15 protein-coding genes are annotated in these 20497 nt (G+C 64.7%); 13 read left to right on the top strand and 2 right to left on the bottom strand.

Features of this window, described 5'->3' with window-relative positions:
* The first annotated feature begins 8 nt into the window (after nt 1-8).
* From tolB to serA, 11 genes are all read left to right on the top strand, one after another.
* The gene (gene tolB / locus shn_RS15005) at nt 9-1313 is read left to right on the top strand and encodes a Tol-Pal system beta propeller repeat protein TolB (protein WP_064331114.1); all 1305 of its coding nucleotides are present in this window, start codon (nt 9-11) and stop codon (nt 1311-1313) included.
* A gap of 242 nt (nt 1314-1555) precedes the next feature.
* Nucleotides 1556-2092, top strand: coding sequence for a peptidoglycan-associated lipoprotein Pal (pal, locus tag shn_RS15000; RefSeq protein ID WP_064331113.1), 537 nt, complete (start codon nt 1556-1558; stop codon nt 2090-2092).
* 153 nt (nt 2093-2245) lie between these two features.
* On the top strand, nt 2246-3247 hold the full coding sequence (gene ybgF / locus shn_RS14995; protein ID WP_064331112.1) for a tol-pal system protein YbgF: 1002 nt from the start codon (nt 2246-2248) through the stop codon (nt 3245-3247).
* A gap of 20 nt (nt 3248-3267) precedes the next feature.
* The gene (tilS, locus tag shn_RS14990; protein WP_245337306.1) at nt 3268-4152 is read left to right on the top strand and encodes a tRNA lysidine(34) synthetase TilS; all 885 of its coding nucleotides are present in this window, start codon (nt 3268-3270) and stop codon (nt 4150-4152) included.
* Between the two features lie 11 nt (nt 4153-4163).
* A complete protein-coding gene (locus shn_RS37055; RefSeq protein WP_245337305.1) occupies nt 4164-4553 on the top strand; it encodes a hypothetical protein in 390 nt (129 codons plus the stop codon).
* Between the two features lie 200 nt (nt 4554-4753).
* Nucleotides 4754-6676, top strand: a complete 1923-nt coding sequence (gene ftsH, locus shn_RS14985) for an ATP-dependent zinc metalloprotease FtsH (RefSeq protein WP_064331111.1) — start codon at nt 4754-4756, stop codon at nt 6674-6676.
* Between the two features lie 456 nt (nt 6677-7132).
* Nucleotides 7133-8485, top strand: coding sequence for a phosphoglucosamine mutase (gene glmM / locus shn_RS14980; protein WP_064331110.1), 1353 nt, complete (start codon nt 7133-7135; stop codon nt 8483-8485).
* Between the two features lie 262 nt (nt 8486-8747).
* A complete protein-coding gene (locus tag shn_RS14975) occupies nt 8748-9581 on the top strand; it encodes an outer membrane protein (protein ID WP_064332633.1) in 834 nt (277 codons plus the stop codon).
* Between the two features lie 207 nt (nt 9582-9788).
* Nucleotides 9789-10622 carry an outer membrane protein gene (locus shn_RS14970; RefSeq protein WP_064331109.1) on the top strand — a complete coding sequence of 278 codons (834 nt, stop codon included), beginning with the start codon at nt 9789-9791 and terminating at the stop codon, nt 10620-10622.
* Nucleotides 10623-10800: 178 nt separating this feature from the next.
* Nucleotides 10801-11982, top strand: coding sequence for a phosphoserine transaminase (locus shn_RS14965; RefSeq protein ID WP_064331108.1), 1182 nt, complete (start codon nt 10801-10803; stop codon nt 11980-11982).
* A gap of 75 nt (nt 11983-12057) precedes the next feature.
* On the top strand, nt 12058-13653 hold the full coding sequence (serA, locus tag shn_RS14960; RefSeq protein WP_064331107.1) for a phosphoglycerate dehydrogenase: 1596 nt from the start codon (nt 12058-12060) through the stop codon (nt 13651-13653).
* A 79-nt stretch (nt 13654-13732) separates the two neighbouring features.
* Here the strand turns inward: serA and shn_RS14955 are convergent, their stop codons facing one another.
* Nucleotides 13733-15544: a methyl-accepting chemotaxis protein gene (locus shn_RS14955; protein ID WP_064332632.1), complete on the bottom strand. Its 1812-nt coding sequence runs from the start codon at nt 15542-15544 to the stop codon at nt 13733-13735.
* A 135-nt stretch (nt 15545-15679) separates the two neighbouring features.
* Nucleotides 15680-16573 (bottom strand): DMT family transporter, encoded by an 894-nt coding sequence (locus shn_RS14950; protein WP_064331106.1) that lies wholly within the window; start codon nt 16571-16573, stop codon nt 15680-15682.
* Between the two features lie 223 nt (nt 16574-16796).
* Between shn_RS14950 and shn_RS14945 the strand changes: the two genes are divergently transcribed.
* Together shn_RS14945 and shn_RS14940 are read left to right on the top strand one after the other, a co-directional pair.
* On the top strand, nt 16797-18092 hold the full coding sequence (locus tag shn_RS14945) for an adenylosuccinate synthase (protein WP_064331105.1): 1296 nt from the start codon (nt 16797-16799) through the stop codon (nt 18090-18092).
* Between the two features lie 69 nt (nt 18093-18161).
* The gene (locus tag shn_RS14940) at nt 18162-20372 is read left to right on the top strand and encodes a hypothetical protein (RefSeq protein WP_064331104.1); all 2211 of its coding nucleotides are present in this window, start codon (nt 18162-18164) and stop codon (nt 20370-20372) included.
* The last annotated feature ends 125 nt before the right edge of the window (nt 20373-20497 follow it).

Here is a 20497-nt window from a genome sequence, read left to right as displayed (position 1 = left end):
CTAGATTTATGTTCAGACGCACTCTCCTCCGTTTGCTGGTCGTGCTGACCGGCCTTGCGGCCTCCCTGCCGCAGGCCTGGGCGCTCGTGGAAATCAACATCAACAAGGGCAATGTCGAGCCGCTGCCGATCGCGGTGACGGATTTCATCGCCGCGGGCGATCTCGGCCAGCGCATCACCGACGTGATTGCGGCGGACCTCAAGCGCTCCGGCCTCTTCGCGCCCATCAACAAGCAGGCCTTCATCGAAAAGATCTCCAACCCCAACCAGGCGCCGCGCTTCGATGACTGGAAGGTCATCAATGCGCAGGCCCTCGTCACGGGCCGCGTGACGCAGGAAGGCGACGGGCGTTTGCGCGCCGAGTTCCGCCTGTGGGACACTTTTGGCGGCAAGCAGATCACCGGCCAGCAGTTCTACACCCAGCCGGAGAACTGGCGCCGCGTCGCGCATATCATCGCCGATGCGATCTATGAGAGCCTGACGGGCGAGAAGGGCTATTTCGACACCCGCATCGTCTATGTCGCCGAAAGCGGCCCGAAGACGGCCCGCAAGCGCCAGCTCGCCATCATGGACCAGGACGGTTTCAACGCGCGTGCGCTCACCAATGCCAACGAGCTGGTCCTGACGCCGCGCTTTTCGCCGAACCGCCAGGAAATCACCTACATGTCCTTCGAGGGCAACCAGCCGCGCGTCTACCTGCTCCAGCTCGAGACGGGGCAGCGCGAGGTGGTCGGCAACTTCCCGGGCATGACCTTCTCGCCGCGCTTCTCGCCGGATGGCCAGAAGGTCATCATGAGCCTGCAGCAGGAAGGCAATTCCAACATCTACACGATGGACCTGCGTTCGCGCACCACGACGCGCCTCACCTCGACGGCGGCGATCGACACCTCGCCGTCCTATTCGCCCGACGGCACGCAGATCGTGTTCGAAAGCGACCGGGGCGGCAGGCCGCAGCTCTACGTGATGGGCGCCGACGGCTCCAACCAGCGCCGCATCTCCTTCGGCGACGGTTCCTACTCCACGCCGGTCTGGTCGCCGCGCGGCGACCTCATCGCCTTCACCAAGCAGTCGGGCGGCAAGTTCTCGATCGGCGTGATGAAGACGGACGGTTCGGGCGAGCGCATCCTCACCTCGGGCTTCCACAATGAAGGCCCGACCTGGGCGCCGAACGGCCGCGTGCTGATGTTCTTCCGCCAGGCGGCCGGGGCCGGTGGTCCGCAGATCTATTCGATCGACCTTTCCGGCTACAACGAGCAGGTCGTCCAGACCAAGGGCTTCGCCTCCGACCCGGCCTGGTCGCCGCTTCTGGAATAGCGACAGATATGAATGAGGCGGGCCTGCCGCGTTCTTGCCGCAAAGTCCTGTAAATCAGGCGCCAGGCGAGACGTGGCAGGCCCGTCTTTGTTTTATGCGAGGGGCCGGGGACGGTCTTACAAGCAATCGTTAACCATAATCGTTGAACGCGGATTAACCGACCGCGGTTACAGTCTGGCAACCCTGATTGAAACCGACGCTTCAACGAACTTGACGCAGAACTGATGCAAGGAGACCGGCTCATGAGCCGCATTCATTCCCCGGCCGCTGGCCGCATGCAGACCATCGCCCGCAACCCGGCAATGATCGCCCTGTTCATGACGCTGGCGCTCGCCGGCTGCGCATCCAAGAAGAACATGCCGAACAATGCCGGCGACCTCGGCCTCAACGGCGGCGCTGGTGCCGCGACGCCGGGCTCGCAGCAGGACTTCACCGTCAATGTCGGCGACCGCATCTTCTTCGACACCGACTCCTCGTCGGTTCGCGCCGATGCCGCCGCGACGCTCGATCGCCAGGCCCAGTGGCTGCAGCGCTACCCGAACTACGCCATCACGATCGAAGGCCATGCCGACGAACGCGGTACGCGTGAATACAACCTGGCGCTCGGCGCACGCCGTGCTGCCGCGACCCGCCAGTACCTCGCTTCGCGCGGCGTTCCGGCGAACCGCATGAAGACGATCTCCTACGGCAAGGAAAAGCCGGTCGCCGTTTGCGACGACATTTCCTGCTGGTCGCAGAACCGCCGCGCCGTCACCGTTCTCGGCGGCGCCGGCATGTAATTCCTTCTCCGGAAGGACCAGGGAAAAGGCGGCCGAGAGGCCGCCTTTCTTTTTTCAACACACTTTGGCCGAACTCCGTTGCTTTTTGAGAGTATTTGGAAAAACTCTTCGGCAGCGCTTCGGCGTACAATGGGACCAACAGGACGAAGATAGATGAAGAAACTTGTCGCGGCAGGCGTTTTCAGTCTCGCAGCGGTAGCAGGCATGGTCGGGCCGATCAGCGCATCGCCGCTTTTCCCGCTTGCGAACGGCTTCCTGCCGGCACAAAGCGAGCGGGTGGAGAAGGGTAACGTGATCCTGGCTCAGGCCATGGATCCGCGCGTCGGGCAGCTCGAAGAGCAGATCCGCAGCCTCAACGGCCGGATCGAGGAAATGAGCTACCAGCTCCTGCAGATGCAGGAGCAGCTTCGCAAGACGCAGGAAGACAACGAGTATCGCTTCCAGGATCTCGAAAGCGGCAAGAGCGGGGGCTCCGGCAAGAGCGGCGCCCTCGACAAGCCGGTGAACGGCGGGACTGCCGACCAGCAGATCGCCTCGAACAGGGTGCCGGCGGGTGATACCGCCGGGACCGACACGCTTGACCAGAGCACCGGCGGCGGTGCCCTGCCGCAGGAACTCGGCTCGATCCGCTTCGACGAGAACGGCAACCCGATCGGCGCCGACGCCAATCCGGATCTCGACAACCGGAGCGCCTCGATCGGCAACGACAATTCGCTGCCGGGCGTCGAGGATGGCCTGCCGCAGGCCTCGCAGTCGTCTTCCGCCTCGCTCGACAATCCCGACGACCTCTACCAGGTGGCCTATGGCCATGTCCTGTCCGGCGACTACCAGCTTGCCGAACGCGAATTCCGCGACTATCTCGACATCTTCCCGAAGGGCGAGAAGGCGGCAGATGCGAATTTCTGGCTGGGCGAGGCACAGTATTCGCAGGGCAATTTCAACGAGGCGGCAAAGACCTTCCTCAATGCCCACCAGACGTTCAGCAAGTCGAAGAAGGCGCCGGAGATGCTGCTGAAGCTCGGCATGTCGCTCGCCGCGCTCGACAACCGCGAAACCGCCTGCGCCACGCTGCGCGAGGTGAACAAGCGTTATCCCGATGCTTCCAAGGCCGTGAAGAGCAAGGTCTCCTCCGAACAGAGCCGCCTGTCCTGCTGATTGCGGACGGAAGAAACGCCGTGGCCCGCGCGGATGATCCCGCCCTTGAGGCAGCCGGCCGATTTCTGAACAGTTTCAAGCACCCGGCGCATCTGCTGGTCGCCATTTCCGGCGGCAGCGATTCGACCGGGCTGCTCGTGGCCCTCGCCACGCTCTGCGCGACCGGGCGTTTTCCCGGTATCACCCTTTCCGCCTGCACGATCGACCATGATCTGCGCCCCGGCTCGGCCGAAGAGGCCGCCTGGGTCGGCGCACTTTGCGCGCGCCACGGCATAGGGCACAGCATCCGGCGCTGGGAAGGGGTGAAGCCGGTTTCCGGCTTGCAGGCCGCCGCCCGCGCCAAGCGTTATGATCTTCTCGCTGCCGCCGCGGTGGAGATGGGCGCCGATGCCGTTCTTGCGGCCCATACGCGCGACGACCAGAACGAGACGGTGGCGATGCGCGCCGCCCGGTCGGCGGACGGCATCGGCCTTTCCGGGATGGCGGATGCCGTTCTCCTGAACGGTGCGGTCTGGCTGCTGCGGCCGTTCCTCGCCATCGACCGGGCGGCCATTCGCGCTTTCCTTGCGGCGCGGGGCGAAGGCTGGCGCGACGATCCGAGCAACGACAATGCCCGCTTCGAGCGCGTCCGCATCCGGGCGCGTGGCGTTTCGCCAGATCCTGCGGGCGAGGACAGGATGCTGCTTTCCCGCCGCGCCGCCGCCTTCCTTGCCGAAAACGTCCGGGTGAAGGGCGCCTCCTTCGCGCTGGAGCCGGCGGCGATCGATACGCTTCTCGCCGATGCTGGCGCCTGGCGCGGCCTGCTGCTGCTGGCGGCGGTCGCGGGGGGCGGGTCCATGCCCTTGAAACGGCATCGGCCGAGCGCCTGCGAAAATTCCTTGCCAGCGGCACACTGTCGCGGCTGACCGCCGGCCGCGTGGTCTTCGATCGCCGGCGTGACGGCCTTTTCGTCTATCGCGAGTGCCGGGGCATTAAGGCCCTTGCCGTGCCGGCGGGGGCGGCGGCCGTCTGGGACGGGCGATACCGTGTGGTCAACCGCACCGGCCGGACGATCACGGTTTCTGCCGCCGGCAGCGGGGGAGGACGGGATGGCGGCGCCGGGCTGGGCGGGCCTGCCTTGCGCGCCAGCCGCGCCGCACCATGCCTGGAATTCGAGGACGGGGCGCGCGTGCCCGCCGATCGTGCCGCCATGGAGCCAGTCATCACGCCTTACGCCCGTTTCCTGCCGCATTTCGACCTTCCGCTTGCCAATGCGCTTGTGGGAATTCTCGGCCGCGCGCCGTTTTCGTCTCCGCCGAACGAATGAAGGCGCGCACGAAGGCGTTGTGCTAGAATAGGGATCATGACGACGCCGGGCGGCCGCAGGACCGTCGGTGCCGTTGACGATGTTGAGAGAAAAGCCCTGCCCCCGTGCGCTTTGCCTTGGCAAGGCCGCATGGCGACCCTATGTTAGGCGACAGAGAAGCGGCCGGGAAATTCCGGCCGGGAAAGTGCCCGGAACGTTCGATGAATCCCAATTTCCGCAACTTCGCCCTGTGGGCGATCATCGCCCTCTTGCTGATCGCGCTGTTCAGCATGTTCCAGACGAGCCCGGCGCAGACCGGCTCGCGGGAAATCCCCTATTCGCAGTTCCTGAAAGAAGTGGACGCGAGCCGGGTGAAGGAAGTCGTCATCACCGGCGAAAAGATCGTCGGCAGCTATGTCGAGACCGGCGCTACCTTCCAGACCTATGCGCCGACCGGCGACAATTCGCTCGTCCAGCGGCTTGAGGCGAAGAACGTCGTCGTCAGCGCGCGGCCGGAGACGGACGGTTCCTCCGGCTTCCTCAGCTATATCGGCACGCTGCTGCCCATGCTTCTGATCCTCGGCGTCTGGCTGTTCTTCATGCGCCAGATGCAGGGCGGCTCGCGCGGCGCGATGGGTTTCGGCAAGTCCAAGGCGAAGCTGCTCACCGAAGCGCATGGCCGTGTCACCTTCGCGGATGTCGCCGGCGTCGACGAAGCCAAGCAGGACCTGGAAGAGATCGTCGAGTTCCTGCGCGATCCGCAGAAGTTCCAGCGCCTTGGCGGACGCATCCCGCGCGGCGTGCTGCTCGTCGGCCCGCCCGGTACCGGTAAGACGCTCCTGGCACGCTCCGTCGCGGGTGAAGCCAACGTGCCCTTCTTCACCATTTCCGGTTCGGACTTCGTCGAAATGTTCGTCGGCGTCGGCGCAAGCCGCGTGCGCGACATGTTCGAGCAGGCCAAGAAGAACGCGCCCTGCATCATCTTCATCGACGAAATCGACGCCGTCGGCCGTCACCGCGGCGCGGGCCTCGGCGGCGGCAATGACGAGCGCGAGCAGACGCTGAACCAGCTTCTCGTCGAGATGGACGGTTTCGAGGCCAATGAAGGCATCATCCTGATCGCCGCGACCAACCGCCCCGACGTTCTCGACCCGGCGCTGCTGCGCCCCGGCCGTTTCGACCGCCAGGTCGTCGTGCCGAACCCGGACATCGTCGGCCGCGAGCGCATCCTCAAGGTGCATGTGCGCAACGTGCCGCTCGCCCCGAATGTCGACCTCAAGATCCTCGCCCGCGGTACGCCCGGCTTTTCCGGCGCCGACCTCATGAACCTCGTCAACGAGGCTGCCCTGATGGCCGCGCGCCGCAACAAGCGCCTCGTCACTATGCAGGAATTCGAGGACGCCAAGGACAAGATCATGATGGGCGCCGAGCGCCGCTCCTCGGCGATGACCGAGGCGGAAAAGAAGCTCACCGCCTATCACGAGGCCGGCCATGCCATCGTCGCGCTCAAGGTGCCGCTTGCCGATCCGCTGCACAAGGCGACGATCATTCCGCGCGGCCGTGCGCTCGGCATGGTCATGCAGCTTCCCGAGGGCGACCGCTACTCGATGAGCTACAAGTGGATGGTCTCGCGCCTCGCCATCATGATGGGCGGCCGCGTTGCCGAAGAGATCACCTTCGGCAAGGACAACATCACGTCCGGCGCCTCCTCCGATATCGAGCAGGCGACCAAGCTCGCCCGTGCGATGGTCACCCAATGGGGCTTCTCCGACCAGCTCGGCCAGGTCGCCTATGGCGAGAACCAGCAGGAGGTCTTCCTCGGCCATTCGGTCGCGCAGCAGAAGAACGTCTCCGAGGCGACCGCGCAGAAGATCGACAACGAGATCCGCCGCCTGATCGACGAGGCCTATGCCGAGGCCAAGCGCATCATCACCGAGCAGCACCACGAATTCGTGGCGCTTGCCGAGGGTCTGCTCGAATACGAGACGCTGACGGGCGACGAGATCAAGGCGCTCATCCGCGGCGAGAAGCCCGCCCGCGATCTCGGTGACGACACGCCGCCGCACCGCGGCTCCGCCGTGCCGAAGGCCGGTCACAAGAAGGGTGGCGAGCCGGAAGGCGGGCTGGAACCGCAGCCGCAATAGGCGACCTTGCCCTGTACCCCACCCGTCATCCTCGGCCTTGAGCCGAGGATCCACAGTCGCAATGCGAGAGGCGGGTGGCATGGGGCGGGTCAAGCCCGACCACGGCAAGAAGAGGTTGGGCGGGCTTTCTCAGTACTTTGGCGGCCGGGAAGTCTATCCCGGCCGTTTTCCTTTGGTAACGGACTGTAATGAATTCTGATAGTCGGGTGGCTGTCCTTTGCCGGCTTTTGTGGCAAAGAAAGATGATAGCTCTACGTCGTTTTAAGGATTGGATTACCGGGCGGATTTATCGTTACCCTCTGCCCTGAGATGGACGCGCGGAGCGGCAGAATGCACGCTGAAGCAGTTCCAGCAAAAGCGCGCAGCGGTTTTGCGTCCGGAATTGCGTAGAGACAGGGAGCCAGAGCAGGGTGCAGCGCAATGCGCCGCCCAGGCCGGCGATTTTCAGGAGTGGACATGAAACGTCGTTATTTCGGCACGGACGGCATCCGGGGACAATCCAACATCTTCCCGATGACGCCGGATCTTGCCATGCGGGTCGGCATCGCCGTCGGCACGATCTTCCGCCGCGGCGCGCACCGCCATCGCGTGGTGATCGGCAAGGACACGCGCCTTTCCGGCTACATGCTGGAAAACGCCATGGTGGCGGGTTTCACCGCCGCAGGCATCGACGCCTTCATCCTCGGCCCGATCCCGACCCCCGCCGTCGCCATGCTGACGCGGTCGCTGCGCGCCGATATCGGCGTGATGATCTCCGCCTCGCACAACCCGTTCTACGACAACGGCATCAAGCTCTTCGGTCCCGACGGCTACAAGCTCTCCGACGAGATCGAGATGGAGATCGAGGAGTTGCTCGACAAGGACATCACGGCGCAGCTCGCCAAATCCGCCGAGATCGGCCGGGCCAAGCGCATCGACGGCGTGCATGACCGCTATATCGAGCATGCCAAGCGCACGCTGCCGCGCGATGTCACGCTGAAGGGCCTGCGCGTCGCCATCGACTGCGCGAACGGCGCCGCCTACCGCGTCGCCCCCGCCGCTCTCTGGGAACTCGGCGCCGACGTGGTGACGATCGGCAACGAGCCTGACGGCCTCAACATCAATCTCGACTGCGGCTCGACCCATCCCGAAACCCTGCAGCGCAAGGTGCACGAGGTGCGCGCCGATATCGGCATCGCGCTTGATGGCGACGCCGACCGCGTGCAGATCGTCGACGAGAATGGCAAGATCATCGACGGCGACCAACTGATGGCCGTCATCGCCGAAAGCTGGGCGGCAGACGGCATGCTGCGCGGCGGCGGCATCGTCGCGACCGTCATGTCCAATCTCGGCCTCGAACGCTTCCTCTCCGACAAGGGGCTCGGCCTGCAGCGCACCAAGGTCGGCGACCGCTATGTCGTCGAACACATGCGCCAGCACGACTACAATGTCGGCGGCGAGCAGTCCGGTCATATCGTGCTGTCCGATTTCGGTACGACGGGCGACGGTCTTGTCGCCGCGCTCCAGGTGCTCGCCTGCGTCAAGCGCAGCGGCAGAACGGTCAGCGAGGTGTGCAACCGCTTCGAGCCGGTGCCGCAGGTGCTGAAGAACGTGCGCATCAAGGCCGGCCAGCCGCTGGAGGACGCCACGGTGCGCCAGGCGATCGCCGATGCCGAAAGCGAGCTCGCCCGCAACGGCCGTCTCCTCATCCGCCCCTCCGGCACCGAGCCGCTGATACGCGTCATGGCGGAAGGCGACGACCGGGCGCAGGTGGAGCGCATCGTCGACGAGCTGGTGGACGTGATCGGCGCGGTGCGCAACGCCGCCTGAACGTCTCTACCCCACATTCATCGAGAGGGCCGAAGCATTGCTTCGGCCTTTTCTTTTGCCATGAAGTCGCAGCGGAGACTCTTGTGAAAATCCCGTGGTTTTTATTTGTCGTTTACCGAATTCGTGAACGGCCGTTAACAAATACGGTAAATGTTTGTAGTTAATCGCCCCTTAACCTTTCCTCGCCATTATCCATGCCTGATCGAGGGACTTGGAATCCGGCGTGCCGGCCAACCCAAGCAAAGCCTATTGGAGCAAGGCCATGAGGAAAGTTTTGAGTGGCGTGGTTGCCGTCCTGCTGACGGGCACGTCGGGTTATGCGGCCGATGTCTACCAGCCGGAGGTCATCGAGGCGCCGGTGCAGGAAACCGTCATCGAGACGGGCGGCTGGTATCTGCGCGGTGACATGGGCTGGTCCTACAACAAGATGCGCGGGGCCAGTTTCTACCAGGGGTCGAACGACACCTATCGCAGCTTCGATTCCACGCGCCTGAAGAGCGGCTTCACCATCGGTGGCGGTGTCGGTTACCAGATCAACGATCACTTCCGCACGGACGTGACGCTCGACTACATGTTCAAGTCCAAGTTCAAGGGCTCGACGACGGGCGGCTGCGGCGTTGCCGTGAACTGCACCTCGACCGACGTCTCCTCGCTGACGGCCCTCAGCCTGCTCGCCAATGCCTATGTCGATATCGGCACCTACGGCATCGTCACGCCCTATGTCGGCGCGGGTATCGGCGGTACCTATGTGAACTGGAAGAGCCTCAAGAACACCTCGTGCGAAACCGGCGATCCGACGAACTGCGACCCGACCTTCGATCACCGCGGCCGGAAGAGCTGGCGCTTCACCTATGCGCTGATGGCCGGCGCCTCCGTCGATGTCACCTGCAACCTGAAGGCCGACCTCGGCTACCGTTTCCGCCATGTCACCAAGGGCGACATGTTCGGCTTCAATGCCGGCGGCGGCCCGGGCTACGACAAGGGCTTCTACAGCCACGAGGCACGCGCCGGTCTGCGATACGCCTTCAACGGCTGCGACCAGCAGGCCTATATCCCGCCGGCCGAAATCCCGATCGAGCAGCCCGTCTACAAATAAGCGGCTTCTCGCCGACCGTCTTGCAAGGCCGCCCTCCGGGCGGCCTTTCGCATTTTCGGACGTGTCGCAATTCCGGTCATTTAACCGTTTCTTCACGCCTTAAGATTTATGGTTAACCAACGGTGTAGGGCAGCGATCTCTTAAGGATATGCAGCCCTGCGCCGGTCACGCAACCGCCGGCCCGTCCGGCCTTGAGGGATCGAGACCATGTTCCGCCGCATTGCACCGCTTGGTATTGCCGTTCTTGCCGGCCTCATCGCGACGAGCGCGACGGCGAGCGATCTCGACATCATCAACGCGCCGGAAATCGACGTGTCCGGCAGCACGGTGGCCGAGGGCTGGTACATCCGCGGCGACCTCGGTTATTCCGGCTGGGTCAAGCACGACAAGCCGAACTACCGGATCGATGCCTTCGGCGCGACCTTCGCGGAAGGCGACTTCGACAATGCCCGCTTCTCCAAGCCCGTCTCCTACGGCGTCGGCATGGGCTATCAGTTCAACAACTTCCTGCGCGCCGACCTGACGACGGATTTCTTCAACGGTTCGCTGAGCGGCAGCACGAGCCTCGATTCGCCCTGCATCGCGGCCCCGGCGGGCACGACCTGCCGCCTCGGCCAGAAGGCGGATTACAGCGCGGCCAATTTCCTCGCGAACGGCTATGTGGATCTCGGAACCTATGCCGGGATCACGCCCTATGTCGGCGCGGGCGCGGGCGTAACCTACATGAAATGGGACAGCTTCCGGACCCAGGCGAACTGCCGGAACGACACGGGATCCTGCGCTGGCGCGACCTTCGACGAGATCCGCGTGAAGGGCGACGACAACTGGCGCTTCACCTATGCGCTGATGGCGGGTGCCGCCATCGACCTCACCGAGCGCGTCAAGCTGGACCTCGGCTACCGCTTCTCCGATATGGCGGGCGGCAAGGCCTTCGGCGGCAGCGCCGAGGTACCCGGTGTCGGTACGGTCAGGGTCAAGGGGCATGACGAGGGGTTCCAGAAGCACGAATTCCGCGCCGGTATCCGCGTTTCCACCTGGTAAAACCTTCATCTTTTGCTTGTGCGGCGGCGCGTCGGGAAACCGGCGCGCCGTTTCCGTTGCGCCGCATTATTTTTCGTTCGCGACATAATCCGCTTGACTTCAAAAAGCCTCTTCCATATTCACGGCGGCGGGACACCCTTCCCCAACGAAGGGCTATCTATCTGGAAGGATAGCGATCATGACGAAGACCGTCACGCCGCCGGACGTACGTCCGAACAATACCCATTTTTCTTCTGGCCCTTGCTCGAAGCGCCCCGATTGGTCGCTCGAAGCGCTTTCCGATGCCGCGCTCGGTCGTTCGCACCGCGCCAAGATCGGCAAGGCCAAGCTCAAGCAGGCCATCGACCTTACCCGAGACGTCCTGGAAGTGCCCGCGGATTACCGCATCGGCATCGTGCCGGCCTCCGATACCGGCGCCGTCGAGATGGCGCTGTGGTCGCTGCTCGGGCCCCGCGGCGTCGACATGGTCGCCTGGGAAAGCTTTGGCTCGGGCTGGGTTTCCGATGTCGTGAAGGAGCTGAAGCTCCCCGACACGCGCAAGATCACGGCCGATTACGGCCTGCTGCCCGACCTTTCCACGATCGATTTCGACCGTGACGTGGTCTTCACCTGGAACGGCACCACCTCGGGCGTCCGCGTCCCGAACGCCGATTTCATCCCGGCCGACCGCCAGGGCCTGACCATCTGCGACGCGACCTCGGCCGCCTTCGCGCAAAACCTCGATTTCGCCAAGCTCGATGTCGTCACCTTCTCCTGGCAGAAGGTTCTGGGCGGCGAGGGCGCGCATGGCGTCATCATCCTGTCGCCGCGCGCCGTCGAACGGCTCGAAAGCTATACGCCGGCCTGGCCGATGCCAAAAATCTTCCGCATGACCAAGGGCGGCAAGATCATCGAGGGCATCTTCCAGGGCGAGACGATCAACACGCCCTCCATGCTCTGCGTCGAGGACTATATCGATGCGCTCAACTGGGCCAAGCAGGTCGGCGGCCTCAAGGGGCTGATGGCGCGCGCCGATGCCAATGCCAAGGTGATCTTTGACTTCGTCGAGGCGAACGACTGGATCGCCAACCTTGCCAAGGACCCGGCGACGCGTTCCAACACCTCCGTCTGCCTGACGATCGCGGACAAGGACGTGCTGGCGCTCGATGCGGATGCTCAGGGAGCCTTTGCCAAGGGCCTCGTCGCGCTCCTCGACAAGCAGGGTGTCGCCTTTGACATCGGCGCCTACCGCGATGCCCCGTCGGGCCTGCGCATCTGGGCCGGTGCCACCATCGACACCGCCGATCTCGAAGCGCTGATGCCCTGGCTGACCTGGGCTTTCGAGACCCAGAAGGCGACGCTTGCCAAGGCTGCGGCCTGATTTTGCGACTGGCTTCGTCCCAAGGGCGAAGCCACCTTGATCTCATCTTCCCGGACCCATTGAAGGAGGCCTCCCATGGCACCTCGCGTACTCGTATCCGACGAACTGTCGGAAACCGCCGTCCAGATCTTTCGCGATCGCGGCGTCGACGTCGATTTCCAGCCGCAGCTCGGCAAGGACAAGGACAAGCTCGCCGAGATCATCGGCAATTATGACGGCCTTGCCATCCGCTCCGCCACCAAGGCGACGGAAAAGCTGATCGCGGCGGCGACCAACCTGAAGGTCATCGGCCGCGCCGGCATCGGCGTCGACAATGTCGATATCCCGGCCGCCTCGCGCCGCGGCATCATCGTCATGAACACGCCGTTCGGCAACTCGATCACCACGGCCGAACACGCCATCGCGCTGATGTTCGCCGTCGCCCGCCAGCTTCCGGCCGCCGATACCTCCACGCAGGCCGGCAAGTGGGAGAAGTCGAAGTTCATGGGCGTCGAGATCACCGGCAAGACGCTCGGCGTCATCGGCGCCGGCAATATCGGCTCGATCGTCTGCTCGCGCGCCATCGGCCTGAAGATGCATGTCGTCGCCTACGATCCGTTCCTCTCTAAGGAGCGCGCCGAGGAGATGGGCGTGAAGAAGGTCGAACTCGACGAACTGTTCGCCGAAGCCGATTTCATCACCATGCATGTGCCGCTGACGGACAAGACCCGCAACATCATCGATGCGGCGGCGATCGCCAAGATGAAGGACGGCGTGCGCATCGTGAACTGCGCCCGCGGCGGCCTCGTCGTCGAGGCCGATCTTGCCGAAGCGCTGAAGTCCGGCAAGGTCGCCGGCGCCGGCTTCGACGTCTTCGAGGTCGAGCCCGCCAAGGAAAGCCCGCTCTTCGGCCTGCCGAACGTCGTCTGCACGCCGCATCTCGGCGCCTCGACCACGGAAGCGCAGGAGAACGTCGCCCTTCAGGTCGCCGAGCAGATGTCGGACTACCTCGTCAAGGGTGCCGTCTCGAACGCCATCAACATGCCGTCGATCACCGCTGAGGAAGCGCCGATCCTGAAGCCGTTCATCCGCCTTGCGGACGTGCTCGGCGCCTTCGTCGGCCAGGTCACGGAAAGCGCGATCAAGGAAATCGAGATCCTTTATGACGGCGTGACCGCGACGATGAACACCAAGGCGCTGACCAGCGCCGCGCTCGCCGGCCTCATCCGCACGCAGGTCGCCGACGTCAACATGGTCTCGGCGCCGATCATGATCAAGGAAAAGGGCATCATCCTCTCCGAGGTCAAGCGCGACAAGTCGGGCGTCTTCGACGGCTATATCCGCCTGACGGTGACGACCGCCAACCAGACCCGCTCGATCGCCGGCACGGTGTTCTCCGACGGCAAGCCGCGCTTCATCCAGATCAAGGGCATCAACCTCGACGCCGATGTCGGCAGCCACATGGTCTACATCACCAATACCGACGTTCCCGGCATGATCGGCTTCATCGGCACGACGCTGGGCGAGGGCGGCGTCAACATCGCCAACTTCCAGCTCGGCCGCGACAAGCAGGGCGGTGACGCCATCGCGCTGCTCTATGTCGATGCCGCCGTGTCGGAAGACGTCTTGAACAAGCTGCGCACCAACCCGGCGATCCGCCAGGTGAAGTCGCTGGTCTTCAACGTCGACTGATCGTCGTCCTCCCAAGACGAACAGAAAGGCCCGCCGGATCGCTCCGGCGGGCCTTTTCGTTGGTGTGTGCCGTTGGGGATCAGGCGGCGCGGCGCATCTCGCCGCGGCCCGAGCCGGTCAACTGGAAGTGGGCGATGCGGCCGGCGAGCTGGCCGCTTTCCTGCGCCAGCGTCTGGCTGGCGGCCGAGGTTTCTTCCACCATGGCGGCGTTCTGCTGGGTCATCTGGTCCATCTGGTTGACGGCCGTGTTGATTTCCCGAAGCCCGACGGCCTGTTCCTGCGCGGCGGTGGCGATGGCGACGATGCGCTCGTTGATATCGTTGACGCGGCGTTCGATATCGCTGAGCGAGCTGCCGGTTTCCTCGACGAGGTTGACGCCGGCCGAAACCTCCGTCGTGGAGGCATTGATCAGTGCCTTGATCTCCTTGGCGGCATTGGCCGAACGCTGGGCGAGCTCACGCACTTCCTGGGCGACGACGGCAAACCCCTTGCCGGCTTCGCCTGCGCGGGCCGCTTCCACGCCGGCGTTGAGGGCCAGGAGGTTCGTCTGGAAGGCGATGTCGTCGATGACGCCGATGATCTCGCCGATCTTGGAGGAGGAGTGCTCGATGCGGCCCATCGCGTCGATCGCGTTGCGCACGACTTCGCTCGACCTGGCGGCGCCGGCGCGGGCTTCGGAAACCATGCGCTTGGCCTCTTCTGCACGCGAGGTAGAGTTCTGTACGGCGGCGGTGATCTCGTCGAGTGCGGCGGCGGTCTCCTCCAGCGAGGCGGCCTGCTGCTCGGTGCGCTGCGAGAGGTCGTTGGCCGCGCGGCTGATCTCGCCGGCGCTGCCGTTGACGACGGCGGTCGATTCCGCGATGGCCGCAATGGTGGACTTCAGGGCATCCACGGCGCCGTTGAAATCGCGGCGGAGCTTTTCATAATCGCGGCCGAGATCCGGCACCTCGACGGTGAGGTCGCCCTGGGCAAGGCGTTCCAGTGCCGAGCCGATGGTTTCGACGACGCGCGACTGGCTGCGGGCAACGGCGGCCTGGCGCTCCCCGTTGGCGCTGCGCTCGCCGTCGAGCAGGCCCTGCTGCTCGCGCTGGCGGATTTCCAGTTCGTTGCGCTCGATGACGGAATTGCGCAGCAGGACGAGCGCATCGGCCATGTTGCCGATCTCATCCTTGCGATCGGTATCCGGCACGGTCGAGTGTGTTTCGTTGCGCGAGACTTCCAGCATCACGTCCTTCAGCCGGTTGATCGGGCGGCTGATCGAGCGGCCGATGGCGAGCGCGGCAAGAAGCGTCGCGATGCCGGCAAGCAGCGTGATGGCGATCGTCGTCGTCAGCGAGGCGTAATACTTGGCGGCAAGGTCGTCGGCATAGACGCCGGTGCCGATGCCCCAGCCCCAGGGTTTGAAGCCCTGGATATAGGAGAACTTCTCGACCGGCTTGCTCTGGCCCGGCTTGTCCCAGTAATAGTCGACGAAGCCGCTGCCGGGGTTCTGGGAGAGCTGGATCAGCTCGATGTTGAAGGCCTTGCCGTGCGTGTCCTTCAGGCCGCGCACATCCGTGCCGATCAGCTTGGCGTTCAGCGGATGGGCGACCATCATGCCGTCGAAGGAATTGATGAAGAAGTAGCCGCCTTCACCGAAGCGCATGGCCATGACGTCGGCGATGGCCCGCGTCTTGGCTTCCTCCTCGGAAAGCGCGCCGTCCCTGGCGAGCTTCTCGTAGGAGGCGATGACGGAGATGGCGGATTCCGTGACGTTGCGCAGCATCTGGCGGCGCTCGTCGTTCACCTCCTCGTTGGCGGCCTGTGTCTTGTAGATCATGGCGGCGGCCATGAAGAACAGCGCCATGGCGGTGAGCAGATAGATGCGGGTGGAAATACGAATGTTTTTCACGATTTGAAACTCGAAAAGACCCATGTTGCCAGTGACTGCAACATCAAAAATCTAAACAAGACTTAAGCGTCCATCCGAGTTTTAGGGGTTAACCTTCTGCAAATACAGGTTCTTGCGGGTGATTTCTTGTGTCTGTCAGGTGTTTTTCTCTTTCGGCCGTCCCCATTCGGCAATCGCGATGCCGCCGAGCACGAGAAGAAGCGCGAAGATGTGGAACACATGCATGGTTTCGCCGACCAGCACCACGGACAGGATGGTGCCGAAGACCGGGATGGCATTGATGAAGAGGCCGGCCCGGTTGGCGCCGATCATCTCAACGCCGCGCACATAGAGCACCTGCGAAAGCAGGGAAGGGAAGATGCCGGCATAAAGCACGACGGCCCAGCCGGTCGTATCCGGAAAGATGGCGGCGCCGCGCGACAGTTCCCAGAAGAACAGGGGGATAGCGCTGAGGAGCGCGCCGAAGGCCGGGGCCGCGATGAAGCTCTGCCAGTGCATTTCCGGCTTCCAGCGCAGCGAGACCGTATAGGCGGCATAGACGATGCAGGCGCCGAGCATCAGCGCGTCGCCGACGTTGAACTCGAGCTCGGCCAATGCCGAGAATTCGCCATGAGCGGCTGTTACAAGAACGCCGATCAGTGTGACGGTGAAGCCGAGAACCTGTGCGGCCGAGGCCTGGATGCGGAACAGCAGGAAGTTGAAGACGAAGATCAGCATGGGGATGCCGGCCTGCTCGATGACGGCGTTGATGGCGCTGGTGTAGCCGAGCGCCGTATAGAGCAGGGCGTTGAAGGCGGTGAAGCCGAAGACGCCGTAGAGCAGCAACTGCAGCCAGTGCCGGCGGATCATCGGCCAGTCGCGCTTCACCTGCGGCAGCATGAGGATCAGGATGATGCTGAGCGCGACGATCCAGCGGAAGGTGGTCAGCACCATCGGGCTGACATGGCCGACGGCAAGTTTGCCGGCCACCGAGTTCGCGCCCCAGAAAAGCGAGGTGACGCACAGGTAGAAATAGGCTCTGCTGTTCAAGGCGGCTGGGTCCGGTGGGTGGAAGGGTGCGCGCGGGGTGCGCCGGCAGGTGGCTCACATAAGGCGAAAAAGCGCGAGATGTCATGCAAAAAGCGGATTGCGGCCGTCATAACAGGGTCGCATTCCCAAAGACAACACAGTATAGATGCGCGGGTTTGTGTCAGGCGCGCGCGCATGTGCGCGTAACAGCAAGGCGCTCGCGCGCGAAAACGGGAAAGATGAAATGACGAACGTCGTGGTGGTCGGATCTCAATGGGGTGACGAAGGCAAGGGCAAGATTGTCGACTGGCTTTCCGAACGCGCGGACGTCATCGTCCGCTATCAGGGCGGCCACAATGCAGGTCATACGCTGGTTATCGATGGCGTCAGCTACAAGCTGGCTCTGCTTCCGTCCGGCCTCGTGCGCGGCAAGCTCAGCGTCATCGGCAACGGTGTCGTCGTCGATCCCCACCATTTCGTTGCCGAAATCGAGAAGCTGCGCGGCCAGGGCGTGAACGTGACGCCGGAGATCCTGCGCATCGCCGACAATGCGCCGCTCATCCTGTCCCTCCACCGTGACCTCGACGGGTTCCGGGAAGATGCCGCCTCCAACAGCGGCACGAAGATCGGCACGACACGGCGCGGCATCGGCCCCGCCTATGAAGACAAGGTCGGCCGTCGCGCCATCCGCGTCATCGACCTTGCCGACAAGGAGGCGCTGCCGGCAAAGATCGACCGGCTGCTGACCCATCACAATGCGCTGCGGCGCGGCCTCGACCTGCCGGAAATCTCGGTGGAATCGGTCGAAAAGGAACTCATGGACGTCGCCGACCGGGTGCTGCCCTATGTCGATCAGGTCTGGCGCATCCTCGACGACCAGCGCAAGGCCGGTGCCCGCATCCTCTTCGAAGGGGCGCAGGGCGCGTTGCTCGACAATGACCACGGCACCTATCCCTTCGTGACGTCGTCGAACACGGTCGCCGGCCAGGCTGCTGCCGGGTCCGGCCTCGGCCCGACGGCGATCGGTTACGTTCTCGGCATCACCAAGGCCTACACGACCCGCGTCGGCGAGGGGCCGTTCCCGTGCGAGCTCGATGACGAGATCGGCAGGCATCTGTCGACCGTCGGCCGCGAAGTCGGCGTCAATACCGGCCGTCCGCGCCGCTGTGGCTGGTTCGATTCGGTTCTGGTCCGCCAGACCGTGAAGACCTCGGGCATCACCGGCATCGCGCTCACCAAGCTGGATGTTCTCGATGGTCTGGATGAGCTGAAGATCTGCGTCGCCTACAAGCTCGACGGCCGGGAAATCGATTATCTCCCGGCCAATCAGGCAGACCAGGCGCGTGTCGAGCCGGTCTACATCACGCTCGAAGGCTGGAAGCAGTCGACGGTCGGCGCGCGTAGCTGGGCGGATCTGCCGGCCCAGGCGATCAAATATGTACGTCAGGTCGAAGAGCTGATCGGCGCCCCGGTCGCCCTGCTTTCGACCAGTCCGGAGCGGGACGACACCATACTTGTGACCGACCCGTTTGAGGACTAATCTCAAGCTCAACACCAGTTCCGTGACGTATTCCAATGAGATAGCGAGCGGACACGACGGAAAGTTCTGATGGCGGATTTTGTAGCAGTCATTCGAAGGGCCGTGGATGGCCTCTCGGACAACAATGCCGAGATGCGGCAGAAGGTTTACGAGAAAGCCCGCGGCGCCGTCCGCCGGCAGCTCGAATCCATGAACCCGCGCCCTTCCGATGACCTTGTGAAGCGCCAGCTCGACAAGCTCGAGGCGGCGATCAACAGCGTCGAGACCGACCATGCCGAGGCGCTGCCCGCCGAGGATATCGCGCCGGAACCCGTCGAAGAGGTGTTGCAGCCGGAGCCGGTGGCGGAGGAACCCGCTGCCGTTTCCGAGCCCGAGGCGGCGGCCGCTGAGCCGGAGGCCGAGCCGGCGCATCATGAGGAGCCGGTCGCCGAGCCCGTGGAAGAGTCCTACGAGGAGGTCCGGCCGGCCGAGGAAGAGCAGCCGGTCGCCGAAACGCCGGTGGAAGAGGCCGAGCCGGCCTATGTCGCCGCCGAGCATCCCGACCCCGTCGCCGAGGCGCCCGTCCAGGAGGACGAGCAGCCGTCCGTCGCCGAGGCACATAACGAGCCCTCCTGGCATGTCGAGGCCGCACCGGCCGACGAATACGTTCCCTCCTGGCAGGAGCCGGCGCGGGAAGCCGAGCCTCAGGCCGAAGCGGAAGAGGCGGTTGCTACAACGGAAGAGGCGGTTGCGGCCGTCGAGCCGCAGGCGCAGACCTATCCGGTGCATGACGAGCAGGCGCCCGAAGCCGAGCCGGTGGCCGATGCCCGCATGCCTTCGGCCGAAGCCCAGTGGAACTGGAACGAGGCAAGCCCTGCCGACGTGATCGCGGAAAACCGCGCCCAGCCGGAAGAGACCGCCGCCGAGCCGCTCGCCTGGGACTGGCCGGAGGAGAAGGCCGCGCAGCCGGCGGTGACGCCGGAGCAGGCGACGTCCTCCTCCCGCGACTGGGGCGATCTCGACGAACTTCTCGGTCACAGCCCGAAGACGGACGCGGCGCCGGCCGGCGCGGCCGCCATGGCGGAAGCGGGACTGGCCGATGCGACGCCGTCTACGCCCGTCGTGGAAACGGCCCGCGCGCCGCAACGCTCCTTCCGCGCCGAGCCGCGCAAGTCGCGCATCAATGTCGCGGCGCTTGCGGCCGTGGTGGCGCTGGTCGCCATCGTCGGCGGCGCGGGCGCCGCCTACTGGCTCAACCGCGAGACGGTGAACGGCTGGGTCAACGAACGCATCGCCGCGTTCACCGCGCCCTCCACCGAAACGCCGGCCGAAACCCGGCAGACGAACGAAACCGCCGAAGGCGGCCGCAATCTGCCGGCGAGCACCACGTCGGGCGAGACCGCCCAGACGCCGGACGCTGCCGGCGGCACGACGGCGAATACCGAGGTTGCGGTGGCGACCCCGAGCGGCAACGGCAAGTTCACGCAGCGGCTCCTGACGGACGGCACCGAAGTGGACGAGGGCCCGGCTGCCGCGCTCGACGGTACAGCGCCGGAGGAGGGCAAGTCGGTCGCCGCCCAGACGCCGGAAACGGCTGGCGGCACGACGGAAGACGGCGCTGCCGGCACGACGACGGGCGAGGCGACCCCGGACGGCACGGCGGGGACCCCCGCCGGCACGGGCGAGGCCACGACGACCGAGGGCGGCACGCCCGCTGCAACCGGCGAGCAGCCGGCGATCGGGGTGACGCAGAAGATGTTCCTCTACGAGGAGCGTCTCGGCCAGACCGCACCGACGGCGATCGAAGGCACGGTGGCCTGGTCGAGCGCGGAAGAATCGCCGGGCGGCGATGCCAAGGACGAGCCGGTGGTGCGCGCGCAGGTCAACGTGCCCTCCAAGGGCCTGACGGCGCTGATCACCTTCCGCCGCAACGGCGACCGCTCGCTGCCGGCAAGCCATCTGGTGGAGCTCGTCTTCTCGCTGCCGGAGAATTTCGAGGGCGGCGGCATCGAAAGCGTGCAGCGCGTGGCCATGAAGCGCACCGAACAGGATCGCGGGGAGGCGCTGATCGCCGTGCCGGCAAAGATCACCGACGACTTCCACATGATCGCCCTCAACGACTTCCCGGAAGCGATCGCCAAGAACACCGACCTCCTGCGCACGCGCAGCTGGATCGACATCCCGATCACCTACCGCAACGGCCGCCGTGCGCTGATCACCCTCGACAAGGGCACCGCCGGCGCGGAAGCCTTCGACACGGTGATGAAGGCCTGGGCAACGCTCGGCACGCCGGGCCAGTAAAAAGCTCCGCAAAACAAAGGCCCGGCATCGCTGCCGGGCCTTTGTTTATCGACAAACCTTTTCCAAACCCTCGACGTCGTCTTCGGCCTTGAGCCGAAGCTCCATCCGGCGTGAATGGAGCTGGC

Origin of the sequence: Shinella sp. HZN7, assembly GCF_001652565.1 — a bacterium.
Taxonomy (GTDB): Bacteria; Pseudomonadota; Alphaproteobacteria; order Rhizobiales; family Rhizobiaceae; genus Shinella; species Shinella granuli.
Note: the sequence above shows the minus strand (reverse complement) of the source record. Positions and strands in the feature narration are given on the sequence as shown.